This is a genomic window from Salipiger marinus (genome assembly GCF_900100085.1).
GTDB lineage: Bacteria > Pseudomonadota > Alphaproteobacteria > Rhodobacterales > Rhodobacteraceae > Salipiger > Salipiger marinus.
This window is the reverse complement of record NZ_FNEJ01000008.1, coordinates 144,967-159,416: the sequence shown is the minus strand read 5'-3', so window position 1 is coordinate 159,416 and position 14,450 is coordinate 144,967. Positions and strand designations below refer to the sequence as shown.

General features: G+C 64.3%; 14 protein-coding genes. 11 read left to right on the top strand and 3 right to left on the bottom strand.

What is annotated here, in order from left to right:
- Nucleotides 1–121 precede the first annotated feature (121 nt).
- From BLR51_RS11100 to BLR51_RS11080, 5 genes are all read left to right on the top strand, one after another.
- A complete protein-coding gene (locus BLR51_RS11100; protein WP_089846876.1) occupies nucleotides 122–631 on the top strand; it encodes a c-type cytochrome in 510 nt (169 codons plus the stop codon).
- A 204-nt stretch (nucleotides 632–835) separates the two neighbouring features.
- Nucleotides 836–2,785 carry an extracellular solute-binding protein gene (locus BLR51_RS11095; RefSeq protein WP_089846874.1) on the top strand — a complete coding sequence of 650 codons (1,950 nt, stop codon included), beginning with the start codon at nucleotides 836–838 and terminating at the stop codon, nucleotides 2,783–2,785.
- Nucleotide 2,786: 1 nt separating this feature from the next.
- Nucleotides 2,787–3,875, top strand: coding sequence for a microcin C ABC transporter permease YejB (locus tag BLR51_RS11090; RefSeq protein ID WP_089846873.1), 1,089 nt, complete (start codon nucleotides 2,787–2,789; stop codon nucleotides 3,873–3,875).
- Between the two features lies 1 nt (nucleotide 3,876).
- Complete coding sequence (locus tag BLR51_RS11085; RefSeq protein ID WP_089846871.1) at nucleotides 3,877–5,079, top strand: ABC transporter permease; 1,203 nt, start codon at nucleotides 3,877–3,879, stop codon at nucleotides 5,077–5,079.
- Nucleotides 5,076–6,668 carry an ABC transporter ATP-binding protein gene (locus BLR51_RS11080; RefSeq protein WP_089846869.1) on the top strand — a complete coding sequence of 531 codons (1,593 nt, stop codon included), beginning with the start codon at nucleotides 5,076–5,078 and terminating at the stop codon, nucleotides 6,666–6,668. The genes BLR51_RS11085 and BLR51_RS11080 overlap by 4 nt, the downstream gene beginning before the upstream one ends.
- Before the next feature lie 21 nt (nucleotides 6,669–6,689).
- On the opposite strand, the gene hemN is transcribed toward BLR51_RS11080, so the two are convergent.
- Nucleotides 6,690–8,045 carry an oxygen-independent coproporphyrinogen III oxidase gene (hemN, locus tag BLR51_RS11075; protein ID WP_089846867.1) on the bottom strand — a complete coding sequence of 452 codons (1,356 nt, stop codon included), beginning with the start codon at nucleotides 8,043–8,045 and terminating at the stop codon, nucleotides 6,690–6,692.
- 65 nt (nucleotides 8,046–8,110) lie between these two features.
- Between hemN and fnrL the strand changes: the two genes are divergently transcribed.
- Nucleotides 8,111–8,857, top strand: a complete 747-nt coding sequence (gene fnrL, locus BLR51_RS11070; RefSeq protein WP_089846865.1) for a transcriptional regulator FnrL — start codon at nucleotides 8,111–8,113, stop codon at nucleotides 8,855–8,857.
- 45 nt (nucleotides 8,858–8,902) lie between these two features.
- On the opposite strand, the gene BLR51_RS11065 is transcribed toward fnrL, so the two are convergent.
- Nucleotides 8,903–9,253 (bottom strand): DUF1428 domain-containing protein, encoded by a 351-nt coding sequence (locus BLR51_RS11065; RefSeq protein WP_089846863.1) that lies wholly within the window; start codon nucleotides 9,251–9,253, stop codon nucleotides 8,903–8,905.
- A 91-nt stretch (nucleotides 9,254–9,344) separates the two neighbouring features.
- On the opposite strand from BLR51_RS11065, the gene BLR51_RS11060 reads away from it, so the two are divergent.
- On the top strand, nucleotides 9,345–9,791 hold the full coding sequence (locus BLR51_RS11060) for a MarR family winged helix-turn-helix transcriptional regulator (RefSeq protein ID WP_165616804.1): 447 nt from the start codon (nucleotides 9,345–9,347) through the stop codon (nucleotides 9,789–9,791).
- A gap of 78 nt (nucleotides 9,792–9,869) precedes the next feature.
- On the opposite strand, the gene BLR51_RS11055 is transcribed toward BLR51_RS11060, so the two are convergent.
- On the bottom strand, nucleotides 9,870–10,709 hold the full coding sequence (locus BLR51_RS11055; protein WP_089846859.1) for a universal stress protein: 840 nt from the start codon (nucleotides 10,707–10,709) through the stop codon (nucleotides 9,870–9,872).
- 210 nt (nucleotides 10,710–10,919) lie between these two features.
- Here BLR51_RS11055 and ccoN point away from each other — a divergent pair, with 210 nt between their 5' ends.
- From ccoN to ccoP, 4 genes are read left to right on the top strand one after another with little or no spacing between them, the layout of a single operon-like run.
- Nucleotides 10,920–12,533: a cytochrome-c oxidase, cbb3-type subunit I gene (gene ccoN, locus BLR51_RS11050; protein WP_089846857.1), complete on the top strand. Its 1,614-nt coding sequence runs from the start codon at nucleotides 10,920–10,922 to the stop codon at nucleotides 12,531–12,533.
- A gap of 12 nt (nucleotides 12,534–12,545) precedes the next feature.
- A complete protein-coding gene (gene ccoO / locus BLR51_RS11045; RefSeq protein ID WP_089846855.1) occupies nucleotides 12,546–13,274 on the top strand; it encodes a cytochrome-c oxidase, cbb3-type subunit II in 729 nt (242 codons plus the stop codon).
- 10 nt (nucleotides 13,275–13,284) lie between these two features.
- A complete protein-coding gene (locus BLR51_RS11040) occupies nucleotides 13,285–13,485 on the top strand; it encodes a cbb3-type cytochrome c oxidase subunit 3 (RefSeq protein ID WP_089846853.1) in 201 nt (66 codons plus the stop codon).
- A 13-nt stretch (nucleotides 13,486–13,498) separates the two neighbouring features.
- Complete coding sequence (gene ccoP / locus BLR51_RS11035; RefSeq protein ID WP_089846851.1) at nucleotides 13,499–14,380, top strand: cytochrome-c oxidase, cbb3-type subunit III; 882 nt, start codon at nucleotides 13,499–13,501, stop codon at nucleotides 14,378–14,380.
- The last annotated feature ends 70 nt before the right edge of the window (nucleotides 14,381–14,450 follow it).

The following is a 14,450-nucleotide window of genomic DNA, read 5'->3' as shown; positions in this document are numbered from 1 at the left end:
CCCTTCGGGCTCTTGTGGGCGTTTCGTCGCGGGTAGTATACCTTGCCAGACATCAAGTGAAGCCGTAGATACCCCGCCAACGGATATCTTCAGGACACCCGAGCGACAGGATTAGCGACACATGTTCGACACGATGACGATGACGAAGGCCGTGGGTGGGTTCTGCGGCGCCTTCCTGATCTATCTTCTTGGGGGCTGGGCCGGCGAGTCACTTTACAGCGTGGGCGGACATGGCGGCGAAGAAGTGGCCTCCTACGTGATCGAGGTCGAGGATGCAGGCCCCGCCGAAGACGAGCCCGAGGTGGATTTCGCCACGCTGATGGCCTCCGCCGACGCCTCCGCCGGCGAGCGGGTGTTCGGCAAGTGCCGCGCCTGCCACAAGATCGATGGCTCCAACGCCACCGGCCCGCATCTGGACGGCGTCGTGGGCCGCGCCATTGATGCGGTCGACGGCTTCAGCTATTCCGGCGCGCTGCTGCAGGTGGGCGACACCTGGACCCCGGAAAACATGTTCCACTTCCTTGAAAGCCCGCGCAACGCGGCCCCCGGCACGACCATGAGCTTTGCCGGTCTGCCCAAGCCGCAGGACCGCGTGGACCTGATCGCCTATCTGGACAGCCTCGACGGCTGACCGGTCCTTCCGGACCTCTGCATCAAGGGTCATGGCCGCAGGTCATGGCCCTTTTTCGTGCCGGTTCCGGGCAGGGACGCGCGGGCTCGCGGGGAAATCGCGCGGGCTCACGCAAACGCCAGCAAGTTCGGCTTGAATGTGGTCTGCCCCGGCCCTTACCTTGGGCCAAATGTCAGGCAAACCGCCGACCACAGGGGAGAGCACATGAACCGGACGCCGCGCGCCGCAGCCCGAGCCACCAGTCTTCCGTCCTTCCGCCCGCTGATCTGTGCGCTGACCGCGCTGGGGCTTGCGCTGGCCGCCACCTCGCTCCGGGCGCAGGACACCGCCGCCCCCGCCACGCAGGAGGCGGAGGCGCAGCAGGTCATCACCTCGCACGGCTATTCCTATTTCGGCAATCTCGACTATCCCGCCGATTTCGACCATTTCCCCTTCGCCAATCCCGACGCGCCCAAGGGCGGCGAGCTGGTTCTGGGGGCGTCGGGCACCTTTGACAGCATGAACCCCTATTCCCGCAAGGGCCGGTCCGGGGCGCTGACCACCATCCAGTATGACCAGCTGATTCAGGACACCGAAGACACGGTGGGCCAGTATTACGGCGTGCTGGCGGAACGCCTTGAATATCCCGAGGACCGATCCTGGGTGATCTTCCATCTGCGCCCCGAGGCGACGTTCTGGGACGGCACCCCCGTCACCGCCGAAGATGTGGTCTATTCCCACAAGCTCTTCATCACGCAGGGCCTGCCCTCCTATGCCGCCGCCGTGTCCGAAATGGTCACCGGCGCCGAGGCGCTGGACGAGCATACGGTGAAATTCACCTTCAACACCGAACTGACCAAACGCTCCCGGATCGAGACCGTGGGCGCGACGCCGGTCTTCAAGAAGGCATGGTTCGAGGAGGATCCCGAAAACCGCCGTCTGGACGAACCCCGGCTGGAGGTGGCGGTGGGCTCCGGCCCCTACATGCTCGACAGCTATGACGTGAACCGCCGCATCGTCTACAAGCGGAGCGACGATTACTGGGGCAAGGATCTGCCCTTCAACAAGGGCCGCTACAATTACGACCGCATCCGGGTCGAATATTTCGCCGACCAGACCGCGTCTTTCGAAGCGTTCAAGGCGGGCGAATACACCTTCCGCGTCGAATCCGATCCGCGGCTCTGGGCTACCTCCTATGATTTCCCGCGCATTCAGGAAGGCACGGTGAAGAAGGAAGAGATTCTGGATGGCAGCCCGCCCAATCCCACCGGCTTCATCTTCAACCTCGCCCGCCCGCAGCTGCAGGACAAGCGCGTGCGCGAAGCCATCGCCATGGCCTTCAATTTCGAATGGACCAATGAAAGCCTGCGCTACGGGCTTTATGCGCCGCGCAGTTCCTTTGTCGAAGGCACCCATGTGGAGGCGGAAGCCCTGCCCGAAGGCGCCGAGCTGGAGTTCCTGCAGTCGCTGGGCGACGTGGTGCCCGAGGAGATGCTGACCGAGGAGGTCTGGACCATGCATGAGTCCGATCCTTCCGATCTTCTGGGCCGCCGCACCCTGCGGCAGGCCATGGGCCTGCTGAACGAGGCGGGCTGGGACGTGGGTCAGGACGGGCTGGCGCGCAATGCCGAAGGCCAGACCCTGCGCCTGCGCATGATCATCCCCTCCAACATCGACAGCACCGTGGAGGCGATGCACGAAACCTATGTGCAGAACCTGCGCGGCATCGGCGTGGATGCGAGCTATACCAAGATCGATCCGGCGCAGTTCACCCTGCGCGAGCGTGACCGCGATTACGACATGATCTATTCCACCCGCTATGGCGCCTTCCTGTCCACGGGCGGCGGGCTCAGCCAGATGTATGGCTCGCGCGAGGCGGAGTTTTCGCTGTTCAACCCGGCGGGGCTGGCGAGCCCCTTGGTCGATGCCATCATCCGCGCCAGTTTCGAGGCGACCACGCAGGAAGAAACCGATGTGGCGCTGAAGGCACTGGACCGCGCCCTGCGCTATGAATTCTTCATCGTGCCGGATGGCTATATCGCCGATCACTGGGTCGCCTATTACGACATGTACGAACATGCCGACATCCCGCCCTATGATCTGGGTTATCTCAGCCTGTGGTGGGTCAATCCCGACAAGGCACAGGCCCTGAAGGACGCGGGCGTGCTGAACTGATATGGGCGCCTATATCCTACGCCGCCTGCTGCTGATCATTCCCACGCTGCTGGGGATCATGGTGGTCAATTTTACGCTGACGCAGTTCGTGCCCGGCGGCCCCATCGAACAGATCATCGCCCAGATCGAAGGTCAGGGCGATGTGTTCGGCGGCTTTTCCGGCGGGGCCGGCGATGGCGGCGTGTCGAATTACGGCATGGAAAGCGACAAATATGTCGGCGGGCGCGGCCTGCCGCCGGAATTCATCGAGAGTCTGGAAAAGGAATTCGGCTTCGACAAGCCGCCGCTGGAACGTTTCCTGACGATGATCTGGAATTACATGCGGCTGGATTTTGGCGAAAGCTATTTCCGGTCGATTTCGGTCGTCGATCTGGTGCTGGAAAAGATGCCGGTCTCGATCTCGCTGGGGCTGTGGTCCACGCTCATCGCCTATATCGTCTCGATCCCGCTCGGCATCCGCAAGGCGGTCAAGGACGGATCGGGCTTTGACACATGGACCTCCGGCGTCATCATCGTCGCCTATGCCATCCCCGGCTTCCTCTTCGCCATCGTGCTGCTGGTGCTGTTTGCGGGCGGATCCTTCTGGCAGATCTTTCCGCTGCGCGGCCTCACCTCCGACAACTGGGAGGCGCTGAGCTGGCCGATGAAGATCGTGGATTACCTGTGGCATATCGCGCTGCCGGTCATCGCCTCCACTATTTCGGCCTTTGCCACGCTGACGCTGCTGACCAAGAACAGCTTTCTGGACGAGATCAAGAAGCACTACGTGATGACCGCCCGCGCCAAGGGCCTGTCGGAAAGCCGCGTGCTTTATGGCCATATCTTCCGCAATGCCATGCTGATCGTCATTGCCGGTTTCCCGGCGGTGTTCATCGGTGTGTTCTTCTCCGGCAGCCTCATCATCGAGACGATCTTCTCGCTCGACGGGCTGGGGCGTCTGGGGTTCGAGGCGGCGGTGGCCCGCGATTATCCGGTGATCTTCGGCACGCTGTTCATCTTTGGCCTGATCGGGCTGGTGGTCGGGATCCTGTCCGACCTGATGTATGTGCTGGTCGATCCGCGCATCGACTTTGAAAAGCGCGAGGGCTGACATGACCCACATTCCCGATCCCGCGCAGCCCGGCCCCGGCCTGCAGCCCCAGCCGCAGCCCGGCAAACCCGTGGCGCCGCAGCCCAGACCGGGGCGATTTGCGCTCAGCCCGCTGAACCAGCGCCGCTGGCGCAATTTCAAGCGCAACCGCCGCGCCTTCTGGTCGCTGTGGATCTTCGTGCTGCTTTTCGGGCTGTCGCTGTTTGCGGAATTCCTCGCCAATGACAAACCCATCCTCGTCAGCTACCGGGGCGAGCTGCGGATGCCGATCTTCAGCTTCTACCCCGAAACCGCTTATGGCGGCGATTTCCGCACCGAAGCCGCCTATCGCGACCCCGAGGTGCGCTGCCTGATCGCCACCGGCGGGCTGGAGACCTGTTTCGACGATCCCGAAGGGCTGATCGAGACCGTGGACTCCGGCGGCACGCCCGAGGGCGATTTTTCCAAGGGCTGGATGATCTGGCCGCCGATCCCCTACAGCTACACCACGCCGGTGGACCGGCCCGGCGCCGCCCCCCTGCCCCCCAGCGCGCAGAACTGGCTGGGCACCGACGACACCAAACGCGACGTGCTGGCACGGGTGATCTATGGCTTCCGGCTGTCGATCTTCTTCACGCTGGTGGTCACGCTGCTGTCTTCGGTGATCGGGGTGATCGCGGGGGCGCTGCAGGGCTTTTTCGGCGGCTGGCTGGATCTGATCTTCCAGCGCGTCATCGAGATCTGGAGCTCGACCCCACAGCTTTACGTCATCATCATCCTCTTCGCGATCCTTGGCCGGGGCTTCTGGCTGCTGGTGGGTCTGATGGTGCTGTTCGGCTGGGTGGCGCTGGTGGGCGTGGTGCGGGCGGAATTCCTGCGCGCGCGCAATCTGGAATATGTCCGTGCCGCCCGGGCGCTGGGGGTGGGCAACATGACCATCATGTTCCGCCACATGCTGCCCAATGCCATGGTGGCCACGCTGACCATGCTGCCCTTCATCGTCACCGGCACGATCTCCACGCTGGCGGCGCTGGACTTCCTCGGCTTCGGCCTGCCCTCCTCTTCGCCCTCGCTGGGGGAGCTGACGCTGCAGGCCAAGCAGAACCTGCAGGCGCCATGGCTGGCCTTTACCGCCTTCACCGTGTTTGCCCTGATGCTGTCGCTGCTGGTCTTCATCTTTGAAGGGGTGCGCGACGCTTTCGACCCAAGAAAGACCTTTTCATGACGCCGCTTCTTACGGTCCGCGACCTGAAAGTCAGCTTCCGGCAGGACGGTGCGCTGACGCAGGCGGTCAAGGGCGTCAGCTTCACCCTGCACCGGGGCGAGACGCTGGCGCTGGTCGGAGAATCGGGATCGGGAAAATCGGTCACGGCGCTGTCCACCGTGTCGCTGCTGGGGGATGCGGCGCAGGTCGAAGGCTCGGTCGACTATGACGGGCAGGAGATGATCGGCGCCGATCTGGCGCGGCTGCGCAAGGTGCGCGGCAATGACATCAGCTTCATTTTTCAGGAGCCGATGACCTCGCTCAACCCGCTGCACACGCTGGAAAAGCAGATCGGCGAAAGCCTTGCGCTGCATCAGGGCCTGACCGGCGACGCGGCGCGGGCGCGCATCCTTGACCTGCTGACGCGGGTGGGCATCCGCGATCCCGAAAGCCGTCTTTCCGCCTATCCGCACCAGCTGTCCGGCGGGCAGCGGCAGCGGGTGATGATCGCCATGGCGCTGGCCAACGGGCCGGATCTGCTGATCGCGGACGAACCCACCACCGCGCTGGACGTGACCATTCAGGCGCAGATCCTCGACCTGCTCGCCGATCTGAAACAGGCCGAAGCCATGAGCCTGCTGTTCATCACCCATGACCTGACCATCGTGCGCAAGATCGCCGACCGGGTCTGCGTGATGAAGAACGGCGAGATCGTCGAACAGGGCCCCACCGCCGAGATTTTTGCCAACCCGCAGCATCCCTACACCCAGATGCTGCTGTCGGCGGAAAGCACCGGCCAGCCCGACCCCGTGGATCCGGACGCCGAGGAGGTGGCGCGGGCCGATCACCTCAAGGTCTGGTTTCCGATCCAGAAGGGGTTTCTGAAAAAGACGGTGGGCCATGTGCAGGCGGTGAACGACGCCTCGTTCGCGGTGCGGGCAGGTGAAACCGTGGGCATCGTCGGCGAAAGCGGCTCTGGCAAGACCACGCTGGCGCTGGCGGTGATGCGGCTCATCACCTCCGAAGGCGGCATCACCTTTCGCGGGCAGGACGTGCGGCGCTGGTCCACGCGGGATCTGCGGCGGCTGCGGTCCGAAATGCAGATCGTGTTTCAGGATCCGTTCGGCAGCCTGAGCCCGCGCATGACCTGCGAACAGATCATCGCCGAAGGGCTGGGCGTGCACGGATCCCCCGATGGCAAGCCGCACCGGCAGGCGGTGGAAGAGGTGATGACGGAGGTGGGGCTCGATCCTGCCACCATGCACCGCTACCCGCATGAATTTTCCGGCGGCCAGCGCCAGCGCATCGCCATCGCGCGGGCCATGGTGCTGCGCCCGCGTCTGGTGGTGCTGGACGAGCCGACCTCCGCGCTCGACATGACGGTGCAGGTGCAGATCGTCGATCTGCTGCGCGATCTGCAGCGGAAATACGATCTGGCCTATCTGTTCATCAGCCATGACCTGAAGGTGATCCGCGCCATGAGCCACAAGGTCATCGTGATGAAACAGGGCGATGTGGTGGAAATGGGCACGGCGGAGCAGATTTTTGCCGACCCGCAGAACGATTACACCCGCCGCCTGTTCGCGGCGGCCTTCGATCTGGCGGTCTGATCCGGCGGGACCGGCGCGGCGTCAGATCGCCGCGCTGTGCCCCGCCTTGGACAGATCATAGGCATCGAAGCTGCGCGCGACGATGCGCGCCAGCGGTCGCGCCTCTTGCGGCAGATACAGCCCCGCCTCTGTCACCTGCGGCAGCCCCTCGAAAGCGCGGGACGTGTCCTCCAGCAGGCGGGACAGCGCATCGGGGGTGATGGCGAAATCGCGCAGGATCTCTGCGGCATCGATGCGGAAATCGCACATGATCATTTCGATCATCCGCCCGCGCAGCCGGTCCTCGGGCGTGAAGACATGGCCGCGCGCCGTGGAAAAACGCCCCTCGCGGATGGCGGCGGTATGGGTCGAGGTGGCGGGGGCGTTCTGCGCATAGCCCTGCGGAAAGCGCGAGATCGACGAGGCGCCGAGCCCGATCAGCACATCGGAGGTGTCATCGGTATAGCCTTGGAAATTCCGCCGCAGCCGCCCCAGCTTCTGCGCCACCGCCAGCCCGTCATGGGCATGGGCGAAATGGTCGATGCCGATTTCGGCATAGCCGTCCCACAGGAACAGCCGCCGCGCGGTCTCGAACAGATCCAGCCGTTCGGCGGGGGTGGGCAGCGCGTCAGAGGGAATCATCTGCTGGCGCTTGGCCATCCACGGCACATGCGCATAGCCGTAAAGCGCCACCCGGTCCGGCCCCAGCGACAGCAGCTTCTGCACCGTGTCGGTGATCCGCGCGCGGGACTGGTGCGGCAGGCCATACAGGATGTCGGCATTGAGGCTGGACACGCCGCGGTCGCGGATCATGTCCACCGCCGCACGGGTGATGTCATAACTCTGGTCGCGGCCGATCGTATGCTGGATCTGCGGGTCGAAATCCTGCACCCCCACCGAGGCGCGGTTCATGCCCCCCTCTGCCAGCACGTCCAGCCGCGCGGCGTCGATCTCGTTGGGGTCGATTTCCACCGAAAACTCCGCGCCTTCGGCAAATTCCGCCAGATCGCGGATCCGCGCGATCAGCCGCCGCATCAGGTCCGGCGACAGCAGCGTCGGCGTGCCCCCGCCCCAGTGCAGCCGCGACAGCTTTACCCCGCGCGGCAGGTGGCGGGCCAGCAGGTCAAGCTCTGCCAGCAGCGTGTCCACGTAGCTTTCCACCGGACCCAGCGTGGCGGTGCCCTGCGTGCGGCAGGCGCAGAACCAGCAGAGCCTGCGACAGAAAGGCACGTGCAGGTAGAGCGAAACCGTGCCATTCACGGGCACCGCTTCGATCCACGAGACAAAATCACCCGGTCTCACGGCATCGGAGAAATGCGGCGCCGTGGGATAGCTTGTGTAACGGGGCACCTTCGCGTCGAAAAGACCAAGGCGCGAGAGTTGTTTTCGTGTCATCATGCAGATACGCTTAAGGCAGGTATCGGATGCCGGGCCTTGACCCAGATCAACACGGTGCAGTTGTCATGCTGAATGAACGGAGCCTCGCGATCACGCAGGACTGCGAATCCTGCCCGATCCGACATCGCGCCGTGTGTGCACGCTGCGAGTCCGATGAACTGCTGCGGCTGGAAGAGATCAAGTATTACCGCAAGTTCGAAGCGGGCCAGACGGTGATCTGGTCCGGCGACCGCATGGATTTTGTGGGCTCGGTCGTCTCTGGCATCGCGACGCTGACCCAGACCATGGAAGACGGGCGCACGCAGATGGTGGGCCTGCTGCTGCCCTCGGATTTTGTTGGCCGCCCTGGACGGTCCAGCGCCGCCTATGATGTGGTGGCCACCACAGATCTGGTGATGTGCTGTTTCCGCAAGGCGCCGTTCGAAGACATGATGAAACGCACGCCCCATATCGCGCAGCGTCTGCTGGAGATGACGCTGGACGAACTGGACGCGGCGCGCGAATGGATGCTGGTGCTGGGCCGCAAGACGGCGCGGGAAAAGATCGCCTCGCTGCTGTCGATCATCGCGCGGCGTGATTCGTCGGTGAACATGCGGCAGGTGACCGATCAGCTGACCTTTGACCTGCCGCTGACGCGCGAAGCGATGGCGGATTATCTGGGCCTGACGCTGGAAACCGTCAGCCGCCAGATCTCGGCGCTGCGCAAGGACGGGGTGATCGTGCTGGACGGCAAGCGCCATGTCACCGTGCCCGATATGGGCCGCCTGCTGGAAGAAGCGGGCGACGACGCCGACGGCGGCCTGTTCGACTGACCCCGGCGCGGCAGGGCGCGGCCCCCGCAGGGACCGCGCGGGCGGTCAGGATTCGTAGACCGGCTCGAACCCGCCCCACATCATGCGCATGCCATCAAACGGCATGTTGCGCATTTCGGCCCAGCGTGGATCGGTCTCGGTCGAGGCCCAGCAGCGGTCAGCGGTTTCCTTGTCGGGCCAGATCATCCAGCTGAACACGATGGCCTCGCCGTCCCTGCGCTTTACCGCCATGGGAAAAGAGGTGACCTTGCCCTCCGGCACGTCGACCTCCCAGCATTCGTGAAGCGAGATCGCGCCATATTCCTTGAAGATCGCCCATGCCGCGCGGGCCATATCCACATAGGCCTGCTTGTTTTCCTGCGGCACGGGGGTCAGAAACCCGGAAACGTAGCTCATGACAGCAGCTCCTCTCTCTGCATCCGCAACCCGGTGTTGCTTGGCGGCAGGATAGGCGCAAGATTAAGTTGATATCAACGTGAATATGCCCATGGACCCCGACCTTCCGCTTGCCACCACGCTTGAGGTGCGCGACCGCTGCCTGTGCTTTCGCGCCCAGCGCGCCGCAAGGGCGCTGGGGCGGCGCTTTGACGCCGCGCTGAAACCGGTGGGGCTGACCAATGGGCAGTTTTCGCTGCTGATGTCGCTGAACCGGCCCGACCCTCCGCGCATTTCCGATCTGGCGCCGTTTCTGGCCATGGACCGCACCACGCTGACCGCCGCGCTGAAGGTGCTGGAACGGCGCGGGCTGGTGCTGCAGGGGGCCGACAGCGGCGACCGCCGCAGCCGCCGCCTGCGGCTCAGCGACGACGGCAGGGCGCTGCTGAAGCAGGCGGTGCCGATCTGGCGGCGCACCCATGCCGAAATCGACGCGGCGCTGGACGGGCTGGATCTGGACCGGCTCCTGCGCGGTCTGGACGCGCTTGGCGAGATCTGAGGGGCCCAGACACAAGAGGGCGGCGCATCCCGCGCCGCCCTCCCGCCGGTCAGCCGGCCCCGTTTCCTCCCAGAACGCTCAGTGGGCCAGAAAGACCGGAACCGCAGCCTGTTCCAGCATGTGGCGGGTGGCCCCGCCCAGAATCGCCTCCCGGAAGCGCGAATGGCCATAGGCGCCCATCACGATCATCTGCGCGTCCACGTCCCGCGCGTGCCGGTTCAGCACGTCCGACACGCGCGGCATGGTCTTTGACAGCACGTCGATTTCGGCGGCGACCCCGTGACGCGACAGGTATTGCGACAGCATCCCGCCCGGATCAGAGCGGTTGGCGCCATGCTGCGGCGGGTCGATCACCACCACATGCACCTGATCGGCGGCTTGCAGCAGCGGCAGCGCGGCCCGCACCGCGCGCAGCGCCTCGCTGCTTTCGTTCCATGCCACCACCACACGGGCGGGGCGGGCCACCGGCGTCGCACCATCTGGCACCACCAGCACCGGGGTCTGGCCGTCGAACAGCGCGCCCTCGACCACCGGCTCCAGCTCCACGCCGCGGCCTTCGCCATAGGGCTGCGGCAGCACCACCACATCGGCGAAGCGCGCGCGGCCCGCCACATGCCGCCCGATATCCACCAGCTGCGCCACGCCCTCTTCCACCGACCAGCGGGCGCTGGTGCGTTCCAGCGCGGTGCGGGCGGCAGCGGTCAGGCGCGAGGCGTCGGCGGTGGCGCGGTCCAGCGTTTCCTGCAGGATCATCGCATTGGCGCCTGCGTAGTAATAGCCGGTCTGGGTGCGGTCGACGCCGAAGCACAGCACCTCCAGATGCGCGTCCCAGTCAGAGGCGAGCGCTGCGGCATGGTCGATGGTGGACGGAACCAGCCCCTCGTCCGTCACAACGGTCAGAACGGTCTTGTAAGCCATGGGTGTCTCCTTGGTGGCGCCCGGTGCCCGGACCAGCGGCTGCCGGATCCGGGCTTTGGGCGACGTGTGATGATCAGACCATGCGCGGCACGACGCAGGCAAGCCTTGATGCAGATCAAGGAGCGGCACGCCCGAACCGTGGAAAAGCGGCTCAGTCTAGAACCGCTCGCGCGGCGACCGAATCGTGCGAGTCAGACGAAGGGACGAACAATGCTCAATTATATCAAGCTTCTGCTGCTTGGTGTGGTGGCGGTCTTCGCGCTGATCGCCGCCAATTACGCCCGCGACGTGGCCTATATGGTGCACGCGCTCATCATCTTTCTTGTGGCCTCGGGGCTTTTCCTCTGGACGCTGCGCAACACTGACGAACCGGTTCCCGCGCGGATACTGGAAACCTCCTATATGGATGACGTCATCCGTGCCGGGGTGATCGCCACCGCCTTCTGGGGTGTGGTGGGCTTCGCCGCGGGCACCTTCATCGCCGCTCAGCTGGCTTTTCCGGTGCTGAATTTCGACTGGGCGCAGGGCTACATGAACTTTGGCCGCCTGCGCCCGCTGCACACCTCGGCGGTGATCTTTGCCTTTGGCGGCAACGCGCTGATCTGCACCAGCTTTTATGTGGTGCAGCGCACCTCTGCCGCGCGGCTCTGGGGCGGCAACCTCGCATGGTGGGTGTTCTGGGGCTACCAGCTTGTCATCGTCCTTGCCGCCACCGGCTATCTGCTGGGCGCCACGCAGTCCAAGGAATATGCCGAACCCGAATGGCTGACCGACTGGCTGCTGACCGTGGTCTGGGTCGCCTATTTCGCCGTCTTCGTCGGCACGCTCGTGAAGCGCCGCGAGCCGCATATCTATGTGGCCAACTGGTTTTACCTTGCCTTCATCATCACCGTCGCCCTGCTGCACATCTTCAACAACCTCAGCATTCCGGTGTCGATCTGGGGATCGAAATCGGTGCAGGTCTTCTCCGGCGTGCAGGATGCCATGACGCAGTGGTGGTATGGCCACAACGCCGTGGGCTTCTTCCTGACCGCGGGCTTTCTGGGGATGATGTATTACTTCGTGCCCAAACAGGCCGAACGCCCGGTCTTCAGCTACAAGCTGTCCATCGTGCACTTCTGGGCGCTGATCTTCATCTACATCTGGGCCGGTCCGCACCACCTGCATTACACCGCCCTGCCCGACTGGGCCTCGACCCTTGGCATGGTGTTCTCGATCATCCTGTGGATGCCCAGCTGGGGCGGCATGATCAACGGCCTGATGACGCTGTCGGGCGCATGGGACAAGCTGCGCACCGATCCGATCATGCGGATGCTGGTCATCTCCATCGGCTTTTACGGCATGTCGACCTTCGAAGGCCCGATGATGTCCATCCGCGCGGTGAACTCGCTGTCGCATTACACCGACTGGACCATCGGCCATGTGCATTCCGGCGCCTTGGGCTGGAACGGCATGATCACCTTTGGCGCGCTCTATTTCCTGACGCCGAAGCTGTGGAACCGCGAACGGCTCTATTCGCTGGGCCTTGTCAGCTGGCACTTCTGGCTCGCGACCATCGGCATCGTGCTCTACGCGGCCTCGATGTGGGTCACCGGGATCATGGAAGGCCTGATGTGGCGCGAGGTTGATGCCAACGGCTTCCTCGTCTGGAGCTTCGCCGACACCGTCTCTGCCAAGTTCCCCATGTATGTGGTCCGCGCTCTTGGCGGTGGCCTCTATATCGCTGGCGCAATCATCATGTGCTACAACCTGTGGATGACCGTGACGCGGGCCCCGGCTGTCGAAGCCAAGTCCCCCACGGCCAATGCCACGCCGGCCGAATAAGGAGGGCCGACCATGGGTATTCTCGACAAACACGGTGTCCTTGAAAAGAACGTCACCCTGCTGGCCACCTTCGCCTTTCTGGTGGTGACCGTGGGCGGTCTCGTGCAGATCGTGCCGCTGTTCTATCTGGAAAACACCATCGAGGATGTAGAGGGCATGCGCCCCTACACCCCGCTGGAACTGGCCGGGCGCGACATCTACCTGCGCGAAGGCTGCTATGTCTGCCACAGCCAGATGATCCGTCCGATGCGCGACGAGGTGGAACGCTACGGCCATTACAGCCTTGCGGCGGAATCGCAGTATGATCACCCGTTCCAGTGGGGATCGAAACGCACCGGGCCGGATCTGGCCCGGGTGGGCGGGCGCTATTCCGACGAATGGCATGTGGACCACCTGACCGATCCGCAATCGGTGGTGCCGGAATCGGTGATGCCGAAATACGGCTTCCTGTCGGCCCGCCTGATCGAGGGCGATCATATTCAGGATCTGCTGGCGACGCACCGCGTGGTCGGCGTGCCCTACACGCAGGAGATGATCGACAGCGCCGCCAGCGACTTTGCCGTGCAGGCCGATCCCAACAAGGATTATGACGGCCTGCTGGAGCGCTATGGCGAAAAGGTCAGCGTGCGCAATTTCGACGGGGCGCCGGGCATCACCGAAATGGATGCGCTGATCGCCTATCTGCAGATGCTGGGCACGCTGGTCGATTTTTCGACCTTCACGCCCGATGCCAGCCGCTGAGGAGACAGACATGGACACCTATTCCATCCTTCGGCATTTCGCGGACAGCTGGGGCCTGCTGGCGATGTTCGTCTTCTTTGTGGGCGTGATCCTCTGGGCCTTCCGCCCGGGCAGCCACAAGACCTACAGCGACGTGGCCGCAATCCCGTTCCGTTACGAAAACGCCCCGGCTGCCGCAGATCGCGGCACCACGCCACCCGCCGAGCAATGAGGAGGCGAGGATCATGAGCGACCCCAAGAAAAACGACGATTCTGACTACGAAACCACCGGCCATTCCTGGGACGGGATCAAGGAATACAACAAGCCGCTGCCAAGGTGGTGGGTGACGGTGTTCTACATCACCATCATCTGGGGCATCGGCTACAGCATCGCCTACCCCGCATGGCCGGGGATCCGCACCGCCACCGCTGGCGTGATGGGCTGGTCGACCCGGGCCAATGTCGCGGCAGAGATCGAGGCGCAGGAAGCCGCCCTTGCCCCGATCAATGACCGGCTGGCTTCGGTCGAGCTGAGCCAGATCGCCACCGATCCGGATCTGAACGGCTTTGCCCAGAACGCGGGCGGTGCCGTGTTCCGCACATGGTGCGCGCAGTGCCACGGCTCTGGCGCGGCGGGGGCCAAGGGCTATCCCAACCTGCTGGACGATGACTGGCTCTGGGGCGGCACGATGGAGGACATTCACACCACCATCACCCATGGCATCCGCAACACCGATGATCCCGACGCGCGCTATTCGGAAATGCCTGCCTTTGGCCGCGACGGCCTGCTGGAGCGGGAGCAGATCGGACAGGTGGTGAATTACGTGCTCGATCTGGCGGGTGAGGCGCCGCAGGATCCTTCGCAGGTCAGCGCGGGCGCCACGGTCTTTGCCGACAACTGCGCCGCCTGTCATGGCGAGGACGGCACCGGCGACCGCATGCAGGGTGCGCCCAACCTCACCGATGCCATCTGGCTTTATGGCGGCGATTACGCATCGCTGCACGAGACGGTGACCAATGCCCGGTTCGGGGTGATGCCCAACTGGAACACCCGCCTGTCGGAGGCCGAGATTCGCGCCGTGGCCAGCTATGTCCACGGGCTCGGCGGCGGCGAGATGTCCGAATAAGAGATACCTTCGGGCCGCAAGGTTCGAAGGTCTGACGCCGCTGCCCCACCTGTTCGCGCGTTTCCGGGGC

Bases quoted from the DNA above. Each gene is read 5' to 3' on its own strand.
- BLR51_RS11100 (WP_089846876.1), top strand. From the start codon at position 122: ATGTTCGACACGATGACGATGACGAAGGCCGTGGGTGGGTTCTGCGGC.
- BLR51_RS11095 (WP_089846874.1), top strand. From the start codon at position 836: ATGAACCGGACGCCGCGCGCCGCAGCCCGAGCCACCAGTCTTCCGTCC.
- BLR51_RS11090 (WP_089846873.1), top strand. From the start codon at position 2,787: ATGGGCGCCTATATCCTACGCCGCCTGCTGCTGATCATTCCCACGCTG.
- BLR51_RS11085 (WP_089846871.1), top strand. From the start codon at position 3,877: ATGACCCACATTCCCGATCCCGCGCAGCCCGGCCCCGGCCTGCAGCCC.
- BLR51_RS11080 (WP_089846869.1), top strand. From the start codon at position 5,076: ATGACGCCGCTTCTTACGGTCCGCGACCTGAAAGTCAGCTTCCGGCAG.
- hemN (WP_089846867.1), bottom strand. From the start codon at position 8,045: ATGATGACACGAAAACAACTCTCGCGCCTTGGTCTTTTCGACGCGAAG.
- fnrL (WP_089846865.1), top strand. From the start codon at position 8,111: ATGCTGAATGAACGGAGCCTCGCGATCACGCAGGACTGCGAATCCTGC.
- BLR51_RS11065 (WP_089846863.1), bottom strand. From the start codon at position 9,253: ATGAGCTACGTTTCCGGGTTTCTGACCCCCGTGCCGCAGGAAAACAAG.
- BLR51_RS11060 (WP_165616804.1), top strand. From the start codon at position 9,345: ATGGACCCCGACCTTCCGCTTGCCACCACGCTTGAGGTGCGCGACCGC.
- BLR51_RS11055 (WP_089846859.1), bottom strand. From the start codon at position 10,709: ATGGCTTACAAGACCGTTCTGACCGTTGTGACGGACGAGGGGCTGGTT.
- ccoN (WP_089846857.1), top strand. From the start codon at position 10,920: ATGCTCAATTATATCAAGCTTCTGCTGCTTGGTGTGGTGGCGGTCTTC.
- ccoO (WP_089846855.1), top strand. From the start codon at position 12,546: ATGGGTATTCTCGACAAACACGGTGTCCTTGAAAAGAACGTCACCCTG.
- BLR51_RS11040 (WP_089846853.1), top strand. From the start codon at position 13,285: ATGGACACCTATTCCATCCTTCGGCATTTCGCGGACAGCTGGGGCCTG.
- ccoP (WP_089846851.1), top strand. From the start codon at position 13,499: ATGAGCGACCCCAAGAAAAACGACGATTCTGACTACGAAACCACCGGC.